Source organism: Streptomyces sp. NPDC046805, assembly GCF_040645355.1.
Lineage (GTDB): Bacteria > Actinomycetota > Actinomycetes > Streptomycetales > Streptomycetaceae > Streptomyces.
Map to the genome: position 1 here is coordinate 68,111 of NZ_JBEYYC010000030.1, position 21,747 is coordinate 89,857.

Genomic DNA, 21,747 nt, shown 5'->3' on the forward strand with positions numbered 1-21,747 from the left:
GGGGGCCGCGGAGCCGACATGGACGACGGCCCGGATCGACAGAAGTGTTACGTGAGCCAGGGCGGATCTACGAGACTGACGGCATGAAGACCGTCAGGGTGCGGGACATCACGTTTTTCAATGGGGCGGTGAAGCTGGCCGGTTCGCTGAGGGTGCCGGGCCAGGCCGACGCGGGTGTTGCGGGCGTAGTGCTGGTCGGTGGGTCCGGGCCGTCCGACAGGGACAATGGCGGGTACTTCCGGCCGCTGCGGCAGCACCTATTGAATGCCGGATTCGCTGTGCTGTCGTACGACAAGCGTGGTGTCGGCCAGTCATCGGGCGATTGGCGCGCCGCGACCATGAACGACCTGGCAGCTGACGCAGCCGCCGCGTTGGATTTCCTCCGTGGCCAGCTCGAGATTCAACCCGGCGCGACAGGACTCTTCGGCCACAGCGAGGGCGGCTGGGTCGCCCTGCGCGCTTCCGCAGCGCGGGACGACGTGCCATGGGTGATCACCAACAGCTGCCCGGGAGTGAGCCCGGCCGTACAAGAACGGTATGCGCTCGCCAACCATCTGCGGGAGACACACAGGGATCGGCATGCGGAGATCGACAGCACTCTGGCTCTGTACGACCGTCTGGTCGAAGCCGGCCGACACAATGCCGACTTCCCGACAGCGGCACAGCTCGTCGACGCCGCGGGTGGACCGTCGAAACTGACCCACTACTGGGCCGACATGGACGAACGCCTTTGGACGTTCCTCAAACGTAAGCAGGACCATGACCCGATGTCGGACCTGCTCGGGCTGCGCTGCCCGCATCTGGCGCTCTTCGGCGGCGCGGATACGCTGGTTCCGGTCGCCGACAGCATCCACAAGTTCGCCACGGCCGCCTGCCACCCGGCCCGCCCTGACCGGGCCACACTGGCCGTCGAGGTGTTCCCCGGAGCCGACCATCGTGTGCAGGTGGGGGACTCGGACGACCTCGCGCCCGGCTACCTCGACAAAGTGACCCGATGGCTCGCCGACCACGTCACGTCACCAACCGGCGGTAGCAGATGAGGGTGCAGGCAATAAAGGACCTCCCCGCTCGCCGTGCCGGCGCCGACCGCCAACTAGCGGCCGGGTCGGCGCCTTCGGCACGACTCGCTGGAACAGCTTCCACAGCTCATCCGGCACCAGTCGTTCAACGATCCCCACGACAGCAGGTCGTCGAACCAGCCACATGAGATGACCTGTCAAGGCATGCCTGCCCCGGGCACGGACCTTGCGGTGTGTCCAGTAGGAGCAACGTCTGCGTCGCGGTCTCCAAGTAGGCGTCCTGCAAGCTCACATGACCGCCATGCGGCTCATGGTCAGAGCGCGGGAGCGCCGAACCACTTCGGCAGTCGGTCGCGCAGGTCCTGCTGGTCCTCGCCGACCCACGCCACGTGGCCGTCCGGCCGCAGCAGCACCGCGGGGACGTCCAGTTCCTCGCTGACGTCGACGACGTGGTCGACCCTGTCCTCCCAGCCCGCCACCGAGAGCCGGCCGGTCTGGTCGAGCAGCAGCCCACGGCCGGCGCGCATCAGCTCGTACAGGCGCCCGCGCTTCAGCCCCACGTCGCGCAACCGCCGGCCGAGGAGTTCGTGCCCGTCGCCGAAGTCGTAGCGGACACCGATCGCGGTGATCTTCTCGATGAGGTACCGGTTCACGTCCTCGAAGTCCATCAGCTCCGACAGCAGCCGGCGCACTGACCGGGCACCCGGCTCGACGGACAGAAGTTCCATCTGTGCGCGGGTGTTGTCCAGCACAGCGGCGGCCACCGGGTGCCGTTCGGCGTGGTAGCTGTCCAGCAGCCCCTCCGGCGCCCAGCCGTCCACCTCGGCGGCCAGTTTCCACCCGAGGTTGAACGCGTCCTGCACGCCCATGTTGAGCCCCTGCCCACCCGTCGGCGGATGAATGTGCGCCGCGTCGCCGGCCAGCAGGACCCGGCCGACCCGGTAACGCTCGGCCAGCCGGGTGGCGTCGCCGAAGCGGGAGAGCCAGCGTGGTGAGTGCACGCCGAAGTCGGTCCCGGCGAACACCCGCAGCTGCTGCTTGAGCTCCTCGAGGGTCGGTGGGACCGTGCGGTCCTCCGCCACCCCCTCGGCAGGCACGATGACGCGGTATCCCCCGCCCTCGAGAGGCATGACGCCGAACCGCATGTGGGTCTTGCGGACTTCGGCCACCACCTCGGCCAGCGTCTCCGGCGATACGGCCACCTCCACCTCGCCCAGCAGGGTCTCGACCCGGCTGGGCTCACCGGGGAAGCCGACGCCGAGCAGCTTGCGCACCGTGCTGCGGCCGCCGTCGCAGCCGACGAGATAGCGCGAGCGCAGCCGCGTGCCGTCGGCCAGCTCGACGGTCACCCCGTCCTCGTCCTGACTCAGCCCGACCAGTTCGCAGCCGCGCCGGATCTCGGTGCCGAGCTCGGTGGCGTGCTCGGTCAGCAGACGCTCGGTGATGGTCTGCGGGATGCCGAGGACGTACGAATGCGCGGTGTCCAGCCGGTCGGGCCACTGCTTGCCGAGGCCGGCGAAGAAGCCACCGACCGCGTACTTCTTGCCGTGCGCGAGGAACCGCTCCAGCAGACCGCGCTGGTCCATCACCTCGATGCTGCGCACGTGCAGACCGAGCGCGCGGACGTACGCGGTCGGCTCCGGCTCCTTCTCCAGCACGAGCACGTGCACGCCGTGCAACCGCAGCTCACTGGCCAGCATCAAGCCGGTCGGTCCGCCACCGGCCACGATCACGTCAATCATGAAACCCCCCACTCGACACGGTTGTTCTTCTCAGCAAAGCTGCCTTTCGGCCGACTGCTCCGAATCCCTGATTTCCGCAGGTTCTGACTGCGGCTGGAGATTCTGCATCACACTGGGGGCCTTGCCGCAAGGCCCCCAGTGCGCTATACGTTGAGAGTGGCAAGGAGTGGTAATCAACCTCCTTGCCTTTCCTTTTGGGGCTTCACCTTTGGCCGGGTCCCGGGTGCGGGACCGCACCCCGTGGGGTCCGTCGCCCCGTACTGGGCGTTCACCACGGGCGTCGACCACGCGCTCTACGGGCCGGAGCAGTTCGACTGAGCGGTTTCAAGCGGCCCGATCAGCAGGCCCGCCGCGGCACTTCGCCGGCGTCTTCCTCAGGTTCTCCAGGAGTCCCCTTGCGCCATATCCCCTCGGCCCACCGCGCCTTTGCTCATCCCCTCGCGTGGTGGCTTCCGCCCGACGGTCGGCAACTGCTGTTCACGGCGGGCTCGGAGGGCCACAGGGAACTCCGGTGCTGGGATGCGTCAACTGGTCGCGTGTCGCTGGAATTCGACGTGCCTCGCGGCGATCTCATCGTCCACGACGGCGTGTTGGCTCCCCTGCCCGACGGGAGGGTCGTCCTCGCCACTTCGGACCCGGACGGGCTGCGTACATGGGACGTCCGCACCGGGCAGTTGGAGGACCGGATCTCCGACACGACCATGTGGCAGGTGGCCGCGACGACATCGAAGGACGGTCGGGCGGTTCTCGCGGGAGCGGGGATCGACGGTCACCTGCACCGGTGGGACGCCGCGACCGGCGAGCCGGTGGGAGCGCCGTGGAAGTGCCACGACGGCTACGTCATGACTGTCACCGACCTCACACTGCCGGACGGCACCCCACTCCTGGTCACCGGCGGCGAGGACGGCACGGTGCGCCGATGGCACGCCGGGAGCGGAGCACCGGTCGGGAAGCCGCTGCCGGTGAGCCCCGGCAGCCGGGTGTGTGTCGTGGCGGCGTGCGTTCTGGAGGACGGGCGGGGGCTGCTCGTCGCGCACGACGACGAGGGCGCGCTGTTCCGCTGGGACGCGGCGACCGGCGAACCCGTCGGCCCCTCCCTGCCGACCGGCGACTGGTGGCCGAACACGATCGCCGTCGTACCGGTCCAGGGCGTACCGCGCGTGATCGTCGGATGCGATGACGACACCGTGCGCCAGCGGAACGCCTTCACCGGTGAGCAGTTGGCGGCCGTCTATCCCGGAATGGGCGCCGCCGCGGTGACGGCGCTGCCCGACGGTAGTGCCTTGCTCGCGGCCGGTTCCCGTGACGGCGCGCTGGTGCTGGACCGGCTCACCATCTGACCGGCTCACCGCCTAGGAGCGGGGTCAGTAACTGGTAAGCCGCATGCGTCTCGTGATCTTTCATGTGGGATGATCCGGGTATGCGTGATGGGGATGGGCTGTTCAAGGCTGAGCCGGTCGATCCGAGCGGACGCACGGTCGTTCGGCGGCGGTGGACAAGCGGTTCAGGTCCTTCGACCCGCACCAGGTCCTGCTGATGCCCGTCGCCGGACGAGTGGCTGCCCCAGGATCATCTGGCCCGCTTCGTCGCCGAGTTGGTCGATGACGTGCTGGACCTCGGACCGGTCCTGGCCGATTACACCGAGAAGCGCGGCTTCCCGCCTTCGGACGCACTGAACTACACCACGATGCTCGACCAGTGCGCGGCCAACACCGGTGTCCCCCCCCAAGCAGGTTCTGGTCGACGCCGGGTACTGCTCCGAGAGCAACCCGCAGGCCGCGAAGAACCGCCAACTCGCCTGCGGCACCGAGACATTCATGGCCACGGGACGCCTCGCCCACGACGAGCAGGTCCCGCCCGCACCGCGCGGACGAATACCGGTGAACGCCACCTTGAAGGAACGCATGGCCAAGCCCGTCGATCACGGCCATCAGTCAGCTTGCCCGTTACCGACCCACGCTCCTAGCCACCCCACCGCCTGACCAGCTGGCCGAGGCCTTCCACAGTCTGTTGCGCGCATGACAATCAGGCTACGGTTTACTCGCGTCAACCAAGCCATCACCCACGAGGAGTCGATGCGCTATGCCGTACATCAGGCGCGCCCTCGCGACCGGTGCCGCCGCGGTCGCCACCGTCGCACTGCTCCAGGCTCCGGCCCACGCCACGGTTGTCCCGGAGCACGCGATCATCGTCTGCCAGAGCGCGAGCTTCTACGCCAACTACGACAGCTCCTCCGGTCCCAGCGGCTTTGTCCGCACCCTGTACTACGGCGACAAGGTCGGCCACACCCGCGGTGTCCACCCCGTCTACAACGGCTGGGCAGCCACGTTCGACTTCGGCCCCAACGACTGGGGCTATGTGCGCTACGAATGCATTGGCGGCTACGGCTCCTGGTGAGCCGGGATTCGAGAGGGAAGGCCATGTCCGCACACCGCACCCTGCGCGCCGTCCGTACCGCGGCGGTCACAGCCGCCGTCGGCGCGACCCTGCTGCTCAGCCCCGGCACCGCCCAGGCCGCCAACGGCACCGTCGGCCAACGCGAGACCGTCTGCGCCGAGGATCTCTTCGTCCGCACCGACCCGGGAGGCGCCTGGATGGGCACCCTGTACAAGGGGCAGACCTTCCTGGTGGAGAGCAAGCAGTCCGGCTGGGCGTACGGGTTCGCGTACGGCAACATCAACCGTCACGGCTGGGTCCAGGACGGCTGGTTCTGCTGACGGCAGCCGGTCGCTGACGGCGGCCGGCCCGCCCGCGACACCTGCCCGCGACACCTGCCACGCCGCCGCTAGCCGGTCCGCCCGCGGCACCCGCCCCTGTCGGCGGCACCGGCCTGCCTGCGACACCTGCCCCTGCCCGCGGTACCCGGCCTGCCGACAGGCCGGGTGCCGTCAGCCCCAGCGGCCGAAGGCCGAGGCGATCTCGTCCCGGTCCGCGCCCCCGGCCAGCAGCAGACGCAGCAGGACGCGCGCCTTCCACGGGTCCAGCAGCCCCGCGTCGATCAGGCCACGGCCCAGCAGGTCCGACTCCGAACCCGGCGAGCGGTACGTGGCACGCGCCACCGAACCGCTGCCCGTCCGGGACGTCAGCACGACCGGCATACGGGCGGCCACCTCGCCGAGCCGCGGCGCGAGGGCACCGGCGACATGCCCCACACCGAACCCGGCGACCACCAGTCCCTGACAGTTGCGCGCCACGTCGTCGACGACACTGCCGTCCTCGTCGAGGACCGCCGTGTACACGGCCACGCGGGTGGCGGCCAGTCGCTCCGTGTCCGGCCGCCGGTACGGCAGCACCTCGCGCAGGGGCGGCGCGGCCAGCACCCGTACCCGGTCCTCCACGACATGACCGAGGGGGCCGGTGTTGGGCGAGACGAACGCCGCGGTGCTCGTGCTGTTCGTCTTGCGTACCCAACGGGCCGCGTGTACCTGGTCGTTGAACACCACCAGCGCCCCCAGCCCACGGGCCTCGGGCGCGATCGCGACCCGCACCGCCGCCAGCACGTTGGCAGGGCCGTCGGCGCCCGCGAGCGACGCGTTGCGCATCGCACCCGTCAGTACGAGCGGCTCCTCGTGCGGCCACACCACATCGGCGAGGAACGCCGTCTCCTCCAGGGTGTCCGTTCCCTGCAGGACGATGGCCGCGGCGGCGCCCTCGGCGATCGCCCGTGACGCCGCGTCCACCACGTCGAGGACCTTCGTGAACGTCAGCCCGGAGCTGGGCACCGCCTCCCCGTCCCGGACATCGATCCGCACCCCCAGCCGGTCCAACCCCGGCACCCCCGCGACGATCTGACTGCCCGTCAACCGAGGCGTGTCACCCGCGACCGACACCGTCCCGCCCAGCGCGAACAACGCCACCCACATCCGCCCACTCCCCCTTGCGTCCGACACGGAAGACGATCACCAACCGGCACCCTACGGCCAACTCGCCTGCCTGATCAGGGAACTTCGTGATCAGTGGGCTCCGGGCCGATCCACCCTGCGGCGCCGACACAGGCCTCGTTTCCTTCCGGGTCGGCCAGCACCCAGTGGGACGGCGCGTGGGCGTCGGTCACCACGCGGCCGCCCTCGGCGACAGCCGCCGCAATCCGCGCTTCGGCCTGGTCGTACGGCACCCAGACGTCGACGTGGACCCGGTTGCGGTCGGTTCGCGGCGTCTGCATCCGCTGGAAGTAGAACGGCGCCCCGCGGCCGTGCGGATCGATCAGGTCCTCGGGGCTGTTCGCCCGGTCCGCATAGCCGAGCAGCGCGCGCCAGAACCGCACCACATCGGGACCGGCCAGGGCGTCGACCGTGACCTGGACGGTCTGCACGGCGGACGGGTCGGCCGGGATGTCCAGCGTGCGCGCGAGGGCCGAGATCCGCCGGGCCTGCTCGACGTTCCGCTCGGTCAGGCCGTAGTACTCGCCGGTGATCGTGATCAGCCGCACGGTCACGCCGTCGTGTCTCAGGTCGACATCAGGGTTGCCCGCCTCGATGTCGGGCAGCTCGCTGATGGCCTGCACAAGCCGTGCGCCGGCGGCGAACGATCCGGTGCGGAAGTAGGCACACGCCCCCTCGCCCAGGACCCGCCAGTCCCCCAGACCGGCGGTCGCATGGAACTGCTGCGGCCTGAGACGCCCGACCTCGCTCGCTACATCAGTCATGCGCTCAAGTTAGCCTGCGCCACTGACAACTCCCCCGGCTCTCCCGGCACTTCACGCGGTGGCGGCGGGACGGTCGCCCGGCCCGCCGCCGCCACCTGGTCAGCGGTCAGCCCCGCCCCCCGGAGGGCGAAGCGCTCTCCGCGCCGCCGGGTTCCGGCTCGGTGGGCGTCGTCCGCAGTGCTTCCGGCAGCAGTTCCTCCGGCATTCCCTGGTAGGCCACCGGACGCAGGAAGCGCGTGATCGCCGAGGTGCCGACCGCGGTGTGGAGCGGTGCCGTGGTCGCCGGGTAGGGGCCGCCGTGGTGCATCGCGGAGGTGACCGCGACACCGGTGGGCCAGCCGTTGTGGATCAGGCGTCCGGCGCGCGTCGCCAGCACCGTGAGGAGGCTGCGTACGGCGTCGGCCTCGGGTGGCTCCGAGTGAACCGTCGCGGTGAGATTGCCGTCGAACGCCTCGGCGGCGGCGCGCAGTTCGCGCTCGTCCTCGTAGGTGACGACCACGGAGAGAGGGCCGAAGGCCTCCTGCAGGAGGACGTCCCGGTGCCGCAGCAGTGTGGGAACGTCGGTCGCGAGGAGGGACGGCGTCGCGGTCAGGTCCTCACCGGTGCCGCCCTGGACCAGGGTGCGCACCCCGGGTACGGCGGTCAGCTCGGCGTGGCGTGCGCGGAAGCCCTCGTGGACGCCCGGGTGGAGCATCCGTGCCGCCGGTACGTCGCGGGTGGCCTGGACGAGCGTGTCCTCCAGGCCGTGGTCCCGCGGCAGGAAGAGCAGTCCGGGCTTGGTGCAGAACTGGCCCGAGCCGAGGGTGAAGGACGCGACGTAGTCCTGGGCGAGTGCGGCGCCGCGGGCGGCTACGGTGCCCTCCGTGGCGAACACCGGGTTGAGGCTGCCGAGTTCGCCGTAGAAGGGGATCGGTGTCGGGCGCGAGCAGGCGATGTCGAAGAGCGCCCGGCCGGCCGTCGGTGATCCCGTGAAGGCCGCGGCCGCGATCCTCGGGTCGCGCAGCGCCTGTGTGCCGGCTTCCAGCCCCAGGATGTGGCCGAAGGTGCCGTCGGGTGCGCCGGCGGCACGCAGGGCGTCGGTGACGATCTCGGCGGTGCGCCGGGAGAGCCGGGGGTGCCCCGGGTGCCCCTTGAGGACCACGGGGCAGCCCGCCGCCAGCGCGGACGCGGTGTCGCCGCCCGCGACGCTGAACGCGAAGGGGAAGTTGCTCGCGGCGAAGACCAGGACGGGCCCGAGGGGCACGAGCATGCGTCGCAGCTCGGGGCGTGGGCCCAGGGGGGAGTCGGGGTCGGCCGGGTCGATCGTCACGCCCAGATGGCCGCCGTCCGCCACCAGCGTCGCGAAGGCTCGCAACTGCACGGTGGTACGCAGGAGTTCGCCGCGCAGCCGGGGCTCGGGCAGGCCCGACTCCTCCTTGGCGATCGGCACCAGTTCGTCGCCGGCGGCGTCGAGCGCGTCGGCGACCGCGGTCAGCAGGCCCGAGCGTGCACGCGGTCCGAGGTCGGCGAGCGGTGCGGCGGCGCGCGCCGCCGCGTCGAGCACCGAGTCGAGTTCCGTCGCCGTCGTGTCGGCGGGAAGGGGTGAAGTCGTCGTAGTCGTGGTCACGGTCACTCCTCGGGGCCGTACGAGCGGTGGGCCAGGCGGACCGACGGCCGGTCCGACGCCTCGGCCAACCAGTCCAGAGCCGCCGTGTCGTGTGTCACGGGATTGCGCAGCACCCCCACACCGTCGATGCCGATCTCGACCATGTCACCGGCCTGGAGCGTGAAGTCGATGCCCGGCACGATGCCCGTGCCGGTGGACAGCACGACGCCGTCGGGGAACGGCTGGGCGTGCAGCAGGTGGTCGGCCAGCCCTTGCGGGTCGCGGTGGAACGCGGCCGTGGACGTGGCGCCTTCGAAGGCCGGCGCGCCGTTCCGCCACACCACGAGGGAGATCTTCAGGTCCTCGGGGGCCGCGATCTCCCACGCGGGGACGATGCCGGACGACACCGCGGCGCTGCCGGCGTAGATCTTCGCCTGGGGAAGGTAGAGGGGGTTGTCGCCCTCGATGGAGCGGGAGCTGACGTCGTCGACGACGACGTAACCCACTGTCTCGCCAAGGTGGTTGAGGACGAGGCCCAGTTCCGGCTCGGGGACGTTGAGCGGGGAGTCGTCGCGTACGGCGATGGGTTCGCCGTCGGTGACCACGCGCCACGGCACGGACTTGAAGAAGAGCTCGGGGCGCTCGGCGTCGTAGACCCGCTCGTAGATCGACTGCTCGGTGCTCTCCTCGACGCGGGCCTCGCGGGAGCGCTCGTAGGTGACGCCCGCGGCCCACAGCTCCATGCGTCCGTCCAGCGGCGGGAGCAGGTGTGCCTCGGCCTCGGGGACGTCGGGGACGGGGCGGGCCGCGGTCTCCTCGACGAGGGCGCGGAGTTCCGCGACGGGCAGGCGCAGCAGGTCCGCGATACCGGGCGTGGAGGTGAACTCGCGTACGTCACCCGCCTCGTCGGCGATGCCGGTACGGACGACTCCGGTGCCGTCAGCGAAGCGCACGATGCGCGTCATCGGGGGTCCTCTCCTTGTGTGCGTGCGCGGTCTGTCCGACCCAGCGGAAGGTGGTGACGACCACGGCGCCGACGGCCACGATCGCGGCCACCGCGTACAGTCCGCCGGCGCCCGAGCCGGTGGACGTCTCGATGACGCCCATGAGGTAGGGGCCGAGGAAACCGCCGAGGTTGCCGAAGCCGGAGATGAGAGCGATGGTCCCGGCCATCTGCAGGCCGGACAGGACCGTCGGCGGCACCGTCCAGAACACCGGCTGTGCGCCGAGGAATCCGAAGGCGGCGACACACAGCGCGACCACGGCGGGCACCGGCGGCAGGACGACTCCGCCGATCAGTCCGACGACGGTCAGCAGCAGCGCGAGCCGCAGCGGGCCGCGACGGTTCCCGGTGCGGTCCGAGATCCAGGGCAGCACCAGGACTCCGGCCAGGGCGAACACCCACGGCAGGGCGGAGACGAAGCCGATACCGACGTCACTGAGGCCGTGGATGCGGCCGACGAGGGCGGGCAGCCAGAACGTCACGCCGTACACGCCGATCTGGATGGCGAAGTACACGAACATCAGCCGCAGGACCCGGCTGTCGCCGATGATCTCGCGGATGCGCGTGGGCGTCGTGCCGGCGTCGGGCTGGTCGGCGGCGATGCGCGCGGCGAGCAGCCGCTTCTCCTCGTCGTTGAGCCAACGGGCCTGCTCGGGACGGTCGGTGAGCAGCCACGGGACGGCGAGGGCGAGCAGCACGGTCGGCGCGCCCTCCAGGATGAACATCCACTTCCAGCCGTCCAGACCCGCGAGTCCGTGCAGCCCGATGAGGTAACCGCCCACCGGGTTGCCGATGATGCTGGCCACGGCCACGGCCGACTGGAACACGCCGGTGGCCCTGCCGCGTTCGACGGCCGGGAACCAGTAGGTGAGGTAGAGGATGACGCCGGGGAAGAAGCCGGCCTCGGCCACGCCGAGCAGGAAGCGCAGCAGATAGAAGCTGCCGGGGCTGTTGACCAGGGCCATCGCGCAGGACAGCAGACCCCACACGAACATCAGCGCGCTGAGCCAGCGGCGTGCGCCGAAGCGGTGCAGGACGAGGTTGGACGGCACGCCGAGCATGGCGTAGCCGACGAAGAAGACACCGGCACCGAAACCGAACGCGGCAGCGTCGATTCCGGCGTCCGTCTGGAGATGGGTTTTGACCAGGGCTACGTTCGTGCGGTCAAGAAAGCTCAGCACGAACATCAGGAACAGGGGCGGGAGCAGACGGCCGGCTACCTTCCGGCGTACGCCCTCCGCGGTGACGACCGCGTTCACGGGACCTCCGAGCGGCTCAGACATCAGACATCTGACCGCTGGACCGTAGGGCCCGATCAACTCACCTGGCAAGACACCTGCGTTCAGCAATTTTTCCGCCAGACACCTCTGGCCCTCACGGCAGACATCTGACATCTTGAGGTCCGCAAGCCCTCGTACCCCGAACGACGCCGCCGCTTGCGCGACCCGCCCTGCCCACCGTGCGCCGGGCGGAGTGCCGCGCGAGCGGGGTCGTGAGGCCGCAAGCGTGCGCAGCCGTATGCCCGCATGGCGTCCGCAGGCGTCCCATGGGTCCCATGGACAGGAGTGAGTGCCGATGACCGCTCGTATCGTCGACGTCGAGACGATCGACCTCCGCTTCCCCACCTCGCTGGAGCTAGACGGCTCGGACGCGATGAACGAAGCCCCCGACTACTCGGCCGCGTACGTGGTGCTGCACGTCGAGGACACCAACTCCGCCGGTACGGACTCCGCCGCGGCCGTCACCGAGGGGCACGGCTTCACCTTCACCATCGGGCGGGGCAACGAGCTCGCGCTGCAGGCCGCGCGTGCGATCGGCGAGCGAGCCGTCGGCCTGTCCGTCGACGAGATCGTGAACGACCTGGGCGGCTTCTCGCGCCATCTGCTCGGCGACAGCCAGCTGCGCTGGCTCGGCCCCGACAAGGGCGCGATCCATCTCGGTACGGCCGCGGTCGTCAACGCCGCCTGGGACCTGGCCGCCAAGCGCGCGGGCAAGCCGGTATGGAAGCTGCTCGCCGACATGACTCCGCAGCAGATCGTCGACCTCGTCGACTGGCGCTACCTGAAGGACGCGCTCACCCCCGAGGCCGCGCTGGAGATGCTCGAGTCACGCGCGTCCGGCCGCGCGGAGCGCGAAGCCCACGTCCGGGAGCACGGCTACCCCGCCTACACCACCAGCGCGGGCTGGCTCGGTTACGACGACGCGAAGCTCGCCCGCCTCTGCCACGAGGCCGTCGCGCAGGGCTGGGACGCCGTCAAGCTCAAGGTGGGCGCCGATCTGCAGGACGACATCCGCCGCTGCCGGATCGCCCGCGACATCATCGGGCCGTCCCGGCGGCTGATGATCGACGCCAACCAGACCCTCGGCGTGCAGGAGGCCGTCGCCTGGGCCGAGGCGCTCGCCGAGTTCGACATCTGGTGGTTCGAGGAGCCGACCAGCCCGGACGACATCCTGGGGCACGCCGCCATCGCCGAGCGCATCGCCCCCACCCACGTCGCGACCGGCGAACACGCCCACAACGCCGTCATGTTCAAGCAGTTCCTGCAGGCCAAGGCGATCGGCATCTGCCAGATCGACGCCTGCCGGCTCGGCGGCGTGAACGAGGCGGTCGCCGCGCTGCTGCTCGCCGCCGCGCACGACGTACCGGTCTGCCCGCACGCGGGCGGTGTCGGCCTGTGCGAACTGGTGCAGCACCTCTCGATCTTCGACTACGTCGCCGTCAGCGGCTCCATGGAGAACCGCGTCGTCGAGTACGTCGACCATCTCCACGAGCACTTCCACGACCCGGTCCGCGTCCGGGGCGCCCGCTACCTGGTGCCCGAGGCGCCGGGCTACAGCGCCCAGATCCACCGCGAGACCCTGCAGACGTACCGCTACCCCGACGGCCCGGCCTGGAGCACGGCCCGCCCGGTGGCAGACTGAGCCCATGCCGACGAAGTCAGACACGGACGCGGCGGGCGGCAGTGTCGTCGACGTGGCGATCAGTCGCCTGAAGAAGCGCATCGAGACCGGCGAGTTCAAGCCGGGGCACCGCCTCCCTCCGGAGGCGGTGCTCGCCGCCGAGCTCGAACTCTCCCGGCCCTCGCTGCGCGAGGCCGTCCGCGCCCTCGCCATGGCGGGTGTACTGGACGTGCGGCGCGGCGACGGTACGTTCGTCACCGACCTGCGCCCGGACCGGCTGGTGAACGCCATCGGCAGCTTCCTCGACCTCGCCCACGACGCCGGCCTCGGCGAGATGCTCGAATGCCGCAAGGTCCTGGAGCCCGGCGCCACCGCCCTCGCCGCGACCCGCATCGACGACACCGCGCTCGACGACCTGCTGGAACGCATCGAGCGCATGCGCACCCTGCAGGACCCGGAGGAACTCGTCCGCGAGGACCTGGCCTTCCACTCCGCCGTGGTCGCGGCCACCGGCAACCTCACGCTGGAGTCCCTGGTCTCCTCGGTGACGCACCGCACGGCACGGGCCCGCATCTGGCGGGCCCTGGTCAAGTCCGACGTACTGGACTGGACGCACCAGCAGCACATGGACATCTACGAGGCCCTGCGCGCCCGCGACAGCCTCGGCGCCTTCGCCGCGGCGAGCCGTCACGTCACCGCGGTGGAGACCTGGGTCCGCGAACGACTCGACGCCCTGCGGGACGGCGCCTGACCCGGCTTCGGCGGGCCGTCGGGCCGTCAGCCCGACGGGCGAGTGCCGGTGGCGTTCGGTCGCCGTTCACCGCGTGCGAGGAGACGTGCGAGGAGACCTGCTTCCCGGATCGAAGTCGGTGCAGAGCATGGGAAGTTGAGCAAGATGTCTGCGGCGATTGATGAAGCAGATGTCGGCGGGGCAGAAGACGTCTAGGTTGGGCACGGTACTGATCAAGCGATGACCGCGAGGAGAGCTCCGGCATGTCAGACGTTTCACTGCCCCAGGACGACGGCTCCGCGTGGACATCCCGGCTCCGTACCGATGTGTCGCACTCCGCCAGGATCTGGAACTACTGGCTGGGCGGCAAGGACAACTATCCCGTCGATCAGGAAGTCGGCGACCAGATCCTGGAGTTCGTCCCGGGACTGCCCCGCTCAGCCGTGGCCGACCGCGGGTTCCTCACGCGGGCCGTGGAGTTCCTCGCCGCCGAGGAGGGCATCCGGCAGTTCCTGGACATCGGCACCGGACTGCCCACGGTGGACAACACCCACGAGGTCGCCCAACGCGTCGCTCCCAGCAGCCGGATCGTGTACGTGGACAACGACCCCATCGTGCTCAGTCACGCCCACGCCCTGCTCACCAGCACCCCCGAAGGTGTCACGGACTACGTCGACGCCGACGTGCACGCCCCGGGCACCATCCTGGAACACGCCGCCCGGACACTGGACTTCAGCCGCCCGGTCGCCCTCACGCTGCTCGGCGTGCTCAATTTCGTCATCGACAACGGCGAGGCCCAGGCCATCGTCCGCAGCCTCCTGGACGCCGTACCGTCCGGCAGCCATCTGGTGATCTCCCATCCCACCACCGAGGTCGACGGCGAGGCGATGGCGGAGGCCGTGCGCTACTGGAACAGCCAGGGATCGGCGCCCATGACCCTGCGCACCCGCGAGGAACTGCTGGGGTTCTTCGACGGCGTGGAGCTGCTGGAGCCCGGCGTCGTCTCGTGCTCGCGCTGGCGGCCGGCCCCCTCGGGTGAGGGCGAGATCGTGGACGTCACGCAGTTCTGCGGCGTGGCCAGGAAGCCTTGAGGGCCGGGCCCGCGTGACGGTGATCAGCTGACGCCTGTTCCGCAGTCCGGTGTGCATCATTCGCGTCTGATCCGTGACGCCACCAAGTAGCGCTCTCCACAAGGGTGGTGACCTCGTGACCATCCGTCGTCACCCGTGACATTCCCGCGTGATGATCCGCTGAAGAGAGTGATCCCGGGCGGGATCACGGCGCCCGCTCTCCGGGGGGAGGTACGCGGGCGCCATGGTGCAGGGGCAGGCTTGTTCCCCCGTGACGTGCCTGTCCCTGCACCCCAACTCGCCTTGCACCACGTGCTCCACGCGCCGCACCACGGCGACGTCACGCCCCCTAGAGCCTCCAGGAACGCAACTGGTCCGCGACGTCCTGGACTCCGACGCGCGTGTCGCGGATCTTGCGCACCAGGTCGGAGAGGGCGCCGTAAGGGGGATCGATGCCCTGACCGGACTGGTCCATGTACTGGGCGGCGATGAACGCGGCGTACAGGCTGTTGCGGTGCGGGAGGGGCTCCAGGCGCACGAGGGTGTGCATCAGGGCGGCGGCGCGCCAGGCCACGTCGGGATCGGCGGCCGCGAGGGTGGGGAGCCTGGTCTTGTGGCGGGCTACGGCGGCCACCAGCGCGGAGTAGTCGGCGACGGTGAGGTCGTCGTGGCCGAGTGCGTTCTCCTGGACGTCGAGCAGCCAGGAGACGTCGATGTAGAGGTGCATCAGGCGGCAGCGGCTCCGTTGCCGCGCCGAGCGGGCGGCACCTCGTCGGGGAAGGCCTGGTCGAACTCCTCGCGCAGCCGGTCGGCCCACCCGGTGGCGCCGGCGACGAACTGCTTGCGTTGCATCTCGCGGACGCCGAGGTCGTGGAGGTACTGCTTGAGGCTCTTGCCCTCGGCTGCGGCCGCGGCCCGTACGCCCTCGAGTTCCTCGTCGGTGAAGGACACGTTCAGGGATGGCATGCCCGCGATGGTACCTAGTAGGTGCCGGGCGCGCGAGGGTCTGCGGTTGCCTTACGTGGCCCGGTGGCGGCGCGGCGCCTGAGGCGGGGCGTGGTACGTGTCCCCGCCACAGGCGCCACCCACGGTCAGCTCTCGCCCGAGGAGGCCGCGGCGTCCGTGGGCACGGGCGCCGCCTCCTGCGAGGCCGCGAGCGCCGGCACCTGACGCGGCATGAGCAGCAGCGCACCCATGGCGACGACACAGCAGCCGACGATGTACCAGCTGATCCCGGTGCTGGAGCCGGTGTTTTCGAGGATCGCGGCCGCGATGAGCGGTGCCGGTCCACCCGCGATCACGGAGGCGAGCTGATACCCGAGCCCGGCGCCGCTGTAGCGGACGTTGGTCCCGAATCCCTCGGCGATCAGCGCGGCCTGGGGGCCGTACTGGATGTCGTGGAAGACGAGGGACAGCACGATGGCGAGCAGGACGATCCAGGAGCTGCCCGAGTCGAGCATGGCGTAGTACGGGAACGCGAACAGGCCGACGCAGCAGATGCCGATGCCGTAGACCAGGCGCCGCCCGAAGCGGTCCGAGAGGTGGCCGAAGAGCGGGACGCTGATCAGCCCGATGGCCGCCGCGACGAGCGTGTAGTTGAGCAGGTCGCCCTTGGGGAGGCCGACCTTCTCCGTGCCGTAGGTGAGGACGAAGGTGATGAACAGGTAGAAGGGTGCCTGCTCCGACAGGCGCACGAAGGCGGCGGTCAGCACGGTGCGCCACTGGTGGCGCAGGACGCTCCAGACCGGCTGGCGCACCACCACGCGCTCCTGCTTCACCTCGGTGAAGGCCGGGCTCTCCATGACCTTCAGCCGCACGTAGAGTCCGATGCCGATCAGCACCAGGCTGGCGAGGAAGGGCACGCGCCAGCCCCAGCTGTCGAAGCCGCCGCCGGCGACCCCGTTCATCAGCTTGACCATGCCGGTCGAGGCGAGGAGACCGAGCGGCACTCCGAACTGCGGCCAGCTGGCCATCAGTCCGCGCCGGCCCTCGGAGCCCCATTCCATGGACATCAGGACCGAGCCGCCCCACTCACCGCCGACGCCGATGCCCTGGATCACCCGCAGCAGGATCAGCAGTATGGGTGCGGCGAGGCCGATGGAGGCGTAGCCGGGCAGCACGCCGATGAGGAAGGTGCTGAGCCCCATCAGGACGAGGGTGGTCACGAGTGTGGACTTACGGCCGACCCGGTCGCCGATGTGCCCGAAGATCGCGGCTCCCAGGGGACGTGCGGCGAAGCCGACGAACTGGGTGCCGAAGGAGGCGAGGACGCCGGTGTAAGGGTCCTGGCCGGGGAAGAACACGTGCGGGAAGACGAGGGCGGCGGCGGTGCCGTAGAGGAAGAAGTCGTACCACTCGATCGCGGTGCCGACCGTACTGGCGACGACGGCGCGGCGGCGGTGTCTGTGCACCTCTTGAGGGGTAGCAGAGGGCTCGACTGCGGTCATGGCGGCTCCCGGACAATTGGTTGAACCACTGCACCAATGAACGAATTGCGGTGAGCGTGCTACCCCGCTGCGGGCATGTCAAGAGGATGCGCGAGATGGAGATCGTCAAGGCCCGGATTGCCCGGTGACCTCGACGTGGCTTCGACGCGGCTTCGACGCGCGGGAGTGGGTCCGGGTGGCTGCGGCTCAGTCCGCCCGGCGGTGCGGCGACGTGGCGTGGTCGGCCGCGGCCACATGGTGGTGCATCGCCTGCGCGGCGGCTTCCTGGTCGCCTGCCTGTACGGCCTCGGCGATACGTCGGTGCTGGTCGAGGGACAGCGCGGCCCGGCCGGGCCGGCCCAGTGACTCGGCGCGGCTGTCGGCGATGGGCGGCGCGATCTCCGTCAGGAAGGCGGCGAGCAGCGGGCTGCGGGCGGCCGTGGTGACGGCGGCATGGAAGCGCTCGTCCTCGGGGACACCGCATTCACCCCGGTCGATCGCCTCCGCCATGGCCGACAGTGCCGCGTCGATCTCCTGGAGGTCGTCGTCGGTACGGCGGGCGGCCGCGAGCGCGGCGAGCTTGGTCTCCAGGGCGTCTCGTGCGTCCATGACGTCCGCGTCACTCTCGAAGACGCGGACGTCATGCACATTCGGGACGGTCGAGACCTCAGGCTGCCGGCCGGTCTGCGCGTCCGGTGGTTGCGCGTCCAGACCGTCGCGGAGCAGGTAGGTTCCGCCGCCGTGCCGTACCTCGACGAGTCCCTGCACTTCGAGGGCGACGATGGCCTGCCGTACCGACGTGCGGCTGACACCGAGCCGCCCGGCTAGCTCACGCTCCGGGGGGAGACGGTCCCCCACCTGCAGGTGCGCGTGCTTCACGTACTCCCGCAGCCTGTCTACCACCTGTTCGTACAGGCGGGGCCGTGTCAGCGGGCGCAGCGACTCGGTCACAGGCGCATGTCCCTTCCCGGATGGGGTCCCCAGGACCTCTGAGCTGCCCCCTTAACAGCTGTTCGGACCCGACTCAACACTTTAGCCCATCGGTCCAGTGGTCCAGCGGCCCAGTGGTCCAGTGGTCCATCCAGTCCTGGACTATTCAATGTTCAGTGAACGGAGAAGCCTCCGTCGACGAAGATCGCCTGCCCGGTGACATAGCCGGACGCGCGGCCGGCCAGGAACACCGCCGCTCCGGCGAAGTCCTCCGCCAGGCCGTTGCGCCCGACCATCGTGCGCGCGGCCAGCGCCGCCACCTTGTCCGGGTCGGACGACAGCTGTGCGTTGAGCGGGGTCATGACGAAGCCCGGCACCAGCGTGTTGCAGGTGACGCCGTACGGCGACCACGCCTCCGCCTGTGAGCGGGCGAGCGACTCCAGCGCCCCCTTGGAGACCCCGTAGGCACCGCTCCGGACGAACGCCCGGTGCGCCTGCTGGGAGGTGATGTGGATGATCCGCCCGAAGCCCCGCTCGGCCATGCCTGGCCCGAACCGCCGACCCAGCAGGTAGGGAGCCTCCAGGTTCACCGCCATGGTGGCGTCCCACACGTCCTCTTCCAATTCTCCCATCGGCGGCCGCAGGTTGATCCCGGCGCTGTTGACGAGGATGTCGGGTTCGCCGAACACCTCGGCCGCCCGCTCCGCCGCCGCGCGCACCCCGTCACGGGTGCTCAGGTCGGCGCTCACCCAGGCCGCCCGGCAGCCGTCCGCCGTCAGTTCGTCGACCGTGGCGGTCAGTTCCGGCTCCTTGCGCGCCACGATCACCACGCTCGCCCCCGCCCGCGCGAGAGCACCGGCGATGGCGCGGCCGATGCCGGAGCTGCCGCCGGTCACCACGGCGACCCGGCCGTCCAGCGAGAACAGTTCGGAAAGGTAGGAGTGTTGGCTGTTCGAGATCATTCCCGCAGCCTACGAACACGGAGCTTCAGTCGGTACGGCCGTCCATACTGCGGTCGGTACGGCGACCCGGGGTCGGGTCCAGGTAGACGCGCCGGACCGAGGGAAGCGCGGCACGCAGGCGGATTTCGGCTTCCTCGCAGGCCCATTCGATCTGCTCGGCGGTGTAGACGTCGCGGAAACCGACCTTCGCGGCGATCAGGGCCTCCCGGGGGCCCTGCACCAGCGTGATCAGCTCCAGCACCTCCTCGATCGGCTCCACCGACATCAGCACCCGCCGCACCTCCTCCCGTTGCGGCTTCGGCAGAGCGCGGCCGAGGAGGAGTTCGGTGTTGGAGCGGCCCAGTTCCCAGGCGACGAAGATGAGCAGCACCCCGATGAGGATCGAGGCCACGCCGTCCCACACACCGGACCCGCTGAGCTGGGCGCCGAGGAGCCCGAGTGCGGCCAGCACCAGTCCGATGAGGGCCGCCGAGTCCTCCATGACGACCGCTTTGACGGCGGTGTCGGGCGTGTGGCGCAGGTAGTACAGGAGCGGCATACGGCGGCGCTCCGCCTGGCCCGTGGCCTGCCGGAACCCGGTGCGCAGGGAGAGGCCCTCCAGCACGAAGGCCACGGCCAGCACGATGTAGGAGACCAGGGGGTTGCCCGGGCGCTCGCCGTGGGTCAGCGAGTGGATACCGTCGTACACCGCGAACACGCCGCCGCCCACGAACGTGGCGACGGAGGCGAGCAGCGCCCAGATGTACCGCGCCGGGCCGTAACCGAGCGGGTGTTCCTCGTCGGCGGGCTTCTCACTGCGGTGCAGCGCCGTCAGCAGGAGGAGCTCCGTCACGGTGTCGGCGACCGAGTGTCCCGCCTCGGAGAGCATCGCGCTTGAACCGCTGAGCACACCCGCCACGGCCTTCGCCAGCGCCACACCCAGGTTCGCGGCCGCCGCGACGATGACCGTGAACTTGGACCCGCCTCCACCGCCATCACCCGCCGCACCCGACGGAGTCCCGCCGGCGGCCCCGGCACCAGCACCGGCCCCAGCTCCTGCCCCGTGCGCCGGCTCTCGACCACCCTGCGATCCCATACCGGGACAGTATGTGCTCCGCCCGAAAAACGGCAGATACGACCCGCCCCGTTGCCGCCGAGCCCGGACTGCGCGACCCGCTCACCTGCGCAAGGATGGGCAGGGAGCCGCGCTGCGCGGTGGCGCGCGGATGAGCACCGCCGACCGGTGGCTCGGCGCCTGGCCGGGCTGAGGGGAGCGCCCCGTCGGCGTTCTTCGCGCTCCTCGCGCACATCGCATTCTTGACGCACTGTGCGTTCTTCGCGCTCCTCGCGTTCTCACCGGAGCACTCCATGAATACGAAACGCGTCCCGCACCGGAACCCGGACCCGCCGGACCCGTCGAATCCGGTAGCGCGGCCTGCCGGCATGGCGAGTCCGGGCGCCGCGGACTGCGGACTTCTGCTGATCAGACTGACCTTCGGACTGCTGATGGCCGGGCACGGCGCTCAGAAACTGTTCGGGATCTTCGGCGGCACCGGCCTGGCCGCGACCGGCAAGGGATTCGCAGCCCTCGGTTTCCACCCGGGCGAGGTGTTCGCCTTGATCGCAGGTCTGACGGAATTCGGCGGTGGCCTCTGTTTCGCTCTCGGGCTGCTGACCCCGCTCGCGGCCGCCGCTCTCATCGGCGTGATGATCAACGCCATGGTGACCGTCACCGGTGCCCATGGGCTGTGGGCGACGCACGGCGGCGTGGAGTACAACGTCGTCATCGCCATCGTCGCCCTGTCCATCGCCTTCACCGGCCCTGGGCAGTTGGCCGTCGACCGGCTCTTCCCCTGGGGCAGGGGCGGCTGGGCCGATGGCGCCGTCGCGCTCGGCCTGGGCGGTATCGCCTCCGCGATCACGCTGAACCTCTGAACGAGCTGAGCCGAGCCGCATTGCTTCCGGCGACGTGCGCGAAATGGCGACCGGAGATGCGCGGCGTGGCGCCTGACGTACGTCGCGCTCCCGTAGCTTCGGCATGCATGGAGCCCCGACAGGGCGCGATGCCCTGGTCGGGATCGGTGAGAAACGAAGAGACGGGGGACTCATGAACCAGCGCTACACGGCACGGAATTCGCGAACCGATACGGGGCACACACGACCGACCGTGCCGACGAGGGCCTTCACCGCCCGGCGCCTCGCGCTCGGCCTCACCTTCGCGGCGGCCGTAGCCGTCCCGTCGGTACTACCCGCAACCGCCATCGCTTCCACCACCGCTGTCGCCACCGGCACGGTCGGCGTGCGAGGTGCGTTCGGAACCATCGAGAACAGGACAGGGCGCCATCTGAAGGGCGCCCACTTCGTCTCCGGGGGACGCAGCAGCTGTCACGTCTGGAACAAGGACGGCAACTCCACGTACAAGCCCGTGACATGGAGGTGCAGCGGCACGGACGTCAGGCCCCACACCACCACCGGGTTCTGGGACGACATGGACGGTGTCACCGTCCTCTCGAGTGGCTACTACTACGTCAGGTTCGGTGCCGGCGGCCATGACCGCAAGGTGAGCGCCGGCACGTACACCCGCTTCCACGACCACCAGCGGGCCACCTGCCGCAGCGGCGCCCACGTCCACTGCGTCGTCGACTGACGCATTCCGGGCGGACGGGCTTCAGCGCCTCTCCGCCGCGCCTCCCTCCACCGCGATCCGCGCGTGAACCAGTCCTCCGGTGTCCTCGGACCGGCGCGCCACGACCCC

At 70.3% G+C, this 21,747-nt stretch carries 21 protein-coding genes and 1 pseudogene; 10 read left to right on the forward strand and 12 right to left on the reverse strand.

The window, feature by feature from the left end; translation table 11 throughout:
• The first annotated feature begins 83 nt into the window (after positions 1–83).
• Positions 84–1,040: an alpha/beta hydrolase gene (locus ABZ910_RS28040; protein WP_361370015.1), complete on the forward strand. Its 957-nt coding sequence runs from the start codon at positions 84–86 to the stop codon at positions 1,038–1,040.
• Between the two features lie 293 nt (positions 1,041–1,333).
• Here ABZ910_RS28040 and rox read toward each other — a convergent pair whose 3' ends face one another.
• Positions 1,334–2,761, reverse strand: coding sequence for a rifampin monooxygenase (rox, locus tag ABZ910_RS28045; protein WP_361370017.1), 1,428 nt, complete (start codon positions 2,759–2,761; stop codon positions 1,334–1,336).
• 536 nt (positions 2,762–3,297) lie between these two features.
• On the opposite strand from rox, the gene ABZ910_RS28050 reads away from it, so the two are divergent.
• The 4 genes and pseudogenes from ABZ910_RS28050 (at position 3,298) to ABZ910_RS28065 (ending at position 5,478) form a co-directional block, all read left to right on the forward strand.
• Entirely contained in the window at positions 3,298–4,101 is an 804-nt protein-coding gene (locus ABZ910_RS28050; protein ID WP_361370019.1) for a WD40 repeat domain-containing protein, read from the forward strand.
• Positions 4,102–4,424: 323 nt separating this feature from the next.
• A pseudogene (locus tag ABZ910_RS28055) lies at positions 4,425–4,674 on the forward strand (IS1182 family transposase); the annotation flags it as partial.
• Positions 4,675–4,843: 169 nt separating this feature from the next.
• Complete coding sequence (locus ABZ910_RS28060; protein ID WP_361370021.1) at positions 4,844–5,158, forward strand: hypothetical protein; 315 nt, start codon at positions 4,844–4,846, stop codon at positions 5,156–5,158.
• Positions 5,159–5,181: 23 nt separating this feature from the next.
• Positions 5,182–5,478, forward strand: a complete 297-nt coding sequence (locus ABZ910_RS28065; protein WP_361370023.1) for a hypothetical protein — start codon at positions 5,182–5,184, stop codon at positions 5,476–5,478.
• Between the two features lie 171 nt (positions 5,479–5,649).
• On the opposite strand, the gene ABZ910_RS28070 is transcribed toward ABZ910_RS28065, so the two are convergent.
• The 5 genes from ABZ910_RS28070 to ABZ910_RS28090 all read right to left on the reverse strand — a co-directional run bounded on the left by ABZ910_RS28070 (position 5,650) and on the right by ABZ910_RS28090 (position 11,253).
• On the reverse strand, positions 5,650–6,624 hold the full coding sequence (locus tag ABZ910_RS28070) for an asparaginase (RefSeq protein ID WP_361370025.1): 975 nt from the start codon (positions 6,622–6,624) through the stop codon (positions 5,650–5,652).
• 74 nt (positions 6,625–6,698) lie between these two features.
• Positions 6,699–7,406: a VOC family protein gene (locus ABZ910_RS28075; protein ID WP_361370026.1), complete on the reverse strand. Its 708-nt coding sequence runs from the start codon at positions 7,404–7,406 to the stop codon at positions 6,699–6,701.
• 106 nt (positions 7,407–7,512) lie between these two features.
• On the reverse strand, positions 7,513–9,012 hold the full coding sequence (locus ABZ910_RS28080) for an aldehyde dehydrogenase (NADP(+)) (RefSeq protein WP_361370027.1): 1,500 nt from the start codon (positions 9,010–9,012) through the stop codon (positions 7,513–7,515).
• A 2-nt stretch (positions 9,013–9,014) separates the two neighbouring features.
• Positions 9,015–9,956, reverse strand: a complete 942-nt coding sequence (locus ABZ910_RS28085; RefSeq protein WP_361370029.1) for a fumarylacetoacetate hydrolase family protein — start codon at positions 9,954–9,956, stop codon at positions 9,015–9,017.
• Positions 9,931–11,253, reverse strand: coding sequence for an MFS transporter (locus ABZ910_RS28090; RefSeq protein WP_361370031.1), 1,323 nt, complete (start codon positions 11,251–11,253; stop codon positions 9,931–9,933). The genes ABZ910_RS28085 and ABZ910_RS28090 overlap by 26 nt, the downstream gene beginning before the upstream one ends.
• A 316-nt stretch (positions 11,254–11,569) precedes the next feature.
• On the opposite strand from ABZ910_RS28090, the gene ABZ910_RS28095 reads away from it, so the two are divergent.
• The 3 genes from ABZ910_RS28095 (at position 11,570) to ABZ910_RS28105 (ending at position 14,716) form a co-directional block, all read left to right on the forward strand.
• Complete coding sequence (locus tag ABZ910_RS28095) at positions 11,570–12,916, forward strand: enolase C-terminal domain-like protein (RefSeq protein WP_361370032.1); 1,347 nt, start codon at positions 11,570–11,572, stop codon at positions 12,914–12,916.
• A gap of 4 nt (positions 12,917–12,920) precedes the next feature.
• Entirely contained in the window at positions 12,921–13,646 is a 726-nt protein-coding gene (locus tag ABZ910_RS28100; protein ID WP_361370034.1) for a FadR/GntR family transcriptional regulator, read from the forward strand.
• Between the two features lie 242 nt (positions 13,647–13,888).
• On the forward strand, positions 13,889–14,716 hold the full coding sequence (locus ABZ910_RS28105) for an SAM-dependent methyltransferase (RefSeq protein WP_361370036.1): 828 nt from the start codon (positions 13,889–13,891) through the stop codon (positions 14,714–14,716).
• Between the two features lie 328 nt (positions 14,717–15,044).
• Here ABZ910_RS28105 and ABZ910_RS28110 read toward each other — a convergent pair whose 3' ends face one another.
• The 6 genes from ABZ910_RS28110 to ABZ910_RS28135 form a co-directional block, all read right to left on the reverse strand.
• Positions 15,045–15,422 carry a toxin Doc gene (locus tag ABZ910_RS28110; RefSeq protein WP_361370038.1) on the reverse strand — a complete coding sequence of 126 codons (378 nt, stop codon included), beginning with the start codon at positions 15,420–15,422 and terminating at the stop codon, positions 15,045–15,047.
• A complete protein-coding gene (locus ABZ910_RS28115) occupies positions 15,422–15,661 on the reverse strand; it encodes a hypothetical protein (RefSeq protein ID WP_361370040.1) in 240 nt (79 codons plus the stop codon). Before ABZ910_RS28115 ends, ABZ910_RS28110 begins: the two co-directional genes overlap by 1 nt.
• A gap of 125 nt (positions 15,662–15,786) precedes the next feature.
• Entirely contained in the window at positions 15,787–17,142 is a 1,356-nt protein-coding gene (locus ABZ910_RS28120; protein ID WP_361370042.1) for an MFS transporter, read from the reverse strand.
• A 186-nt stretch (positions 17,143–17,328) separates the two neighbouring features.
• On the reverse strand, positions 17,329–18,072 hold the full coding sequence (locus ABZ910_RS28125) for an FCD domain-containing protein (protein ID WP_361370043.1): 744 nt from the start codon (positions 18,070–18,072) through the stop codon (positions 17,329–17,331).
• A 152-nt stretch (positions 18,073–18,224) separates the two neighbouring features.
• Positions 18,225–19,013, reverse strand: coding sequence for an SDR family oxidoreductase (locus tag ABZ910_RS28130; protein ID WP_361370045.1), 789 nt, complete (start codon positions 19,011–19,013; stop codon positions 18,225–18,227).
• 25 nt (positions 19,014–19,038) lie between these two features.
• A complete protein-coding gene (locus ABZ910_RS28135; RefSeq protein ID WP_361370096.1) occupies positions 19,039–19,956 on the reverse strand; it encodes a cation diffusion facilitator family transporter in 918 nt (305 codons plus the stop codon).
• A gap of 479 nt (positions 19,957–20,435) precedes the next feature.
• On the opposite strand from ABZ910_RS28135, the gene ABZ910_RS28140 reads away from it, so the two are divergent.
• Positions 20,436–20,927, forward strand: a complete 492-nt coding sequence (locus tag ABZ910_RS28140) for a DoxX family protein (RefSeq protein ID WP_361370047.1) — start codon at positions 20,436–20,438, stop codon at positions 20,925–20,927.
• Between the two features lie 232 nt (positions 20,928–21,159).
• Positions 21,160–21,639 carry a hypothetical protein gene (locus ABZ910_RS28145; protein WP_361370048.1) on the forward strand — a complete coding sequence of 160 codons (480 nt, stop codon included), beginning with the start codon at positions 21,160–21,162 and terminating at the stop codon, positions 21,637–21,639.
• The last annotated feature ends 108 nt before the right edge of the window (positions 21,640–21,747 follow it).

Coding starts and splice junctions, on each gene's coding strand:
- ABZ910_RS28040 (WP_361370015.1), top strand. CDS start 84: ATGAAGACCGTCAGGGTGCGGGACATCACGTTTTTCAATGGGGCGGTG.
- rox (WP_361370017.1), bottom strand. CDS start 2,761: ATGATTGACGTGATCGTGGCCGGTGGCGGACCGACCGGCTTGATGCTG.
- ABZ910_RS28060 (WP_361370021.1), top strand. CDS start 4,844: ATGCCGTACATCAGGCGCGCCCTCGCGACCGGTGCCGCCGCGGTCGCC.
- ABZ910_RS28065 (WP_361370023.1), top strand. CDS start 5,182: ATGTCCGCACACCGCACCCTGCGCGCCGTCCGTACCGCGGCGGTCACA.
- ABZ910_RS28070 (WP_361370025.1), bottom strand. CDS start 6,624: ATGTGGGTGGCGTTGTTCGCGCTGGGCGGGACGGTGTCGGTCGCGGGT.
- ABZ910_RS28075 (WP_361370026.1), bottom strand. CDS start 7,406: ATGACTGATGTAGCGAGCGAGGTCGGGCGTCTCAGGCCGCAGCAGTTC.
- ABZ910_RS28085 (WP_361370029.1), bottom strand. CDS start 9,956: ATGACGCGCATCGTGCGCTTCGCTGACGGCACCGGAGTCGTCCGTACC.
- ABZ910_RS28095 (WP_361370032.1), top strand. CDS start 11,570: ATGACCGCTCGTATCGTCGACGTCGAGACGATCGACCTCCGCTTCCCC.
- ABZ910_RS28100 (WP_361370034.1), top strand. CDS start 12,921: ATGCCGACGAAGTCAGACACGGACGCGGCGGGCGGCAGTGTCGTCGAC.
- ABZ910_RS28105 (WP_361370036.1), top strand. CDS start 13,889: ATGTCAGACGTTTCACTGCCCCAGGACGACGGCTCCGCGTGGACATCC.
- ABZ910_RS28110 (WP_361370038.1), bottom strand. CDS start 15,422: ATGCACCTCTACATCGACGTCTCCTGGCTGCTCGACGTCCAGGAGAAC.
- ABZ910_RS28115 (WP_361370040.1), bottom strand. CDS start 15,661: ATGCCATCCCTGAACGTGTCCTTCACCGACGAGGAACTCGAGGGCGTA.
- ABZ910_RS28120 (WP_361370042.1), bottom strand. CDS start 17,142: ATGACCGCAGTCGAGCCCTCTGCTACCCCTCAAGAGGTGCACAGACAC.
- ABZ910_RS28130 (WP_361370045.1), bottom strand. CDS start 19,013: ATGATCTCGAACAGCCAACACTCCTACCTTTCCGAACTGTTCTCGCTG.
- ABZ910_RS28140 (WP_361370047.1), top strand. CDS start 20,436: ATGGCGAGTCCGGGCGCCGCGGACTGCGGACTTCTGCTGATCAGACTG.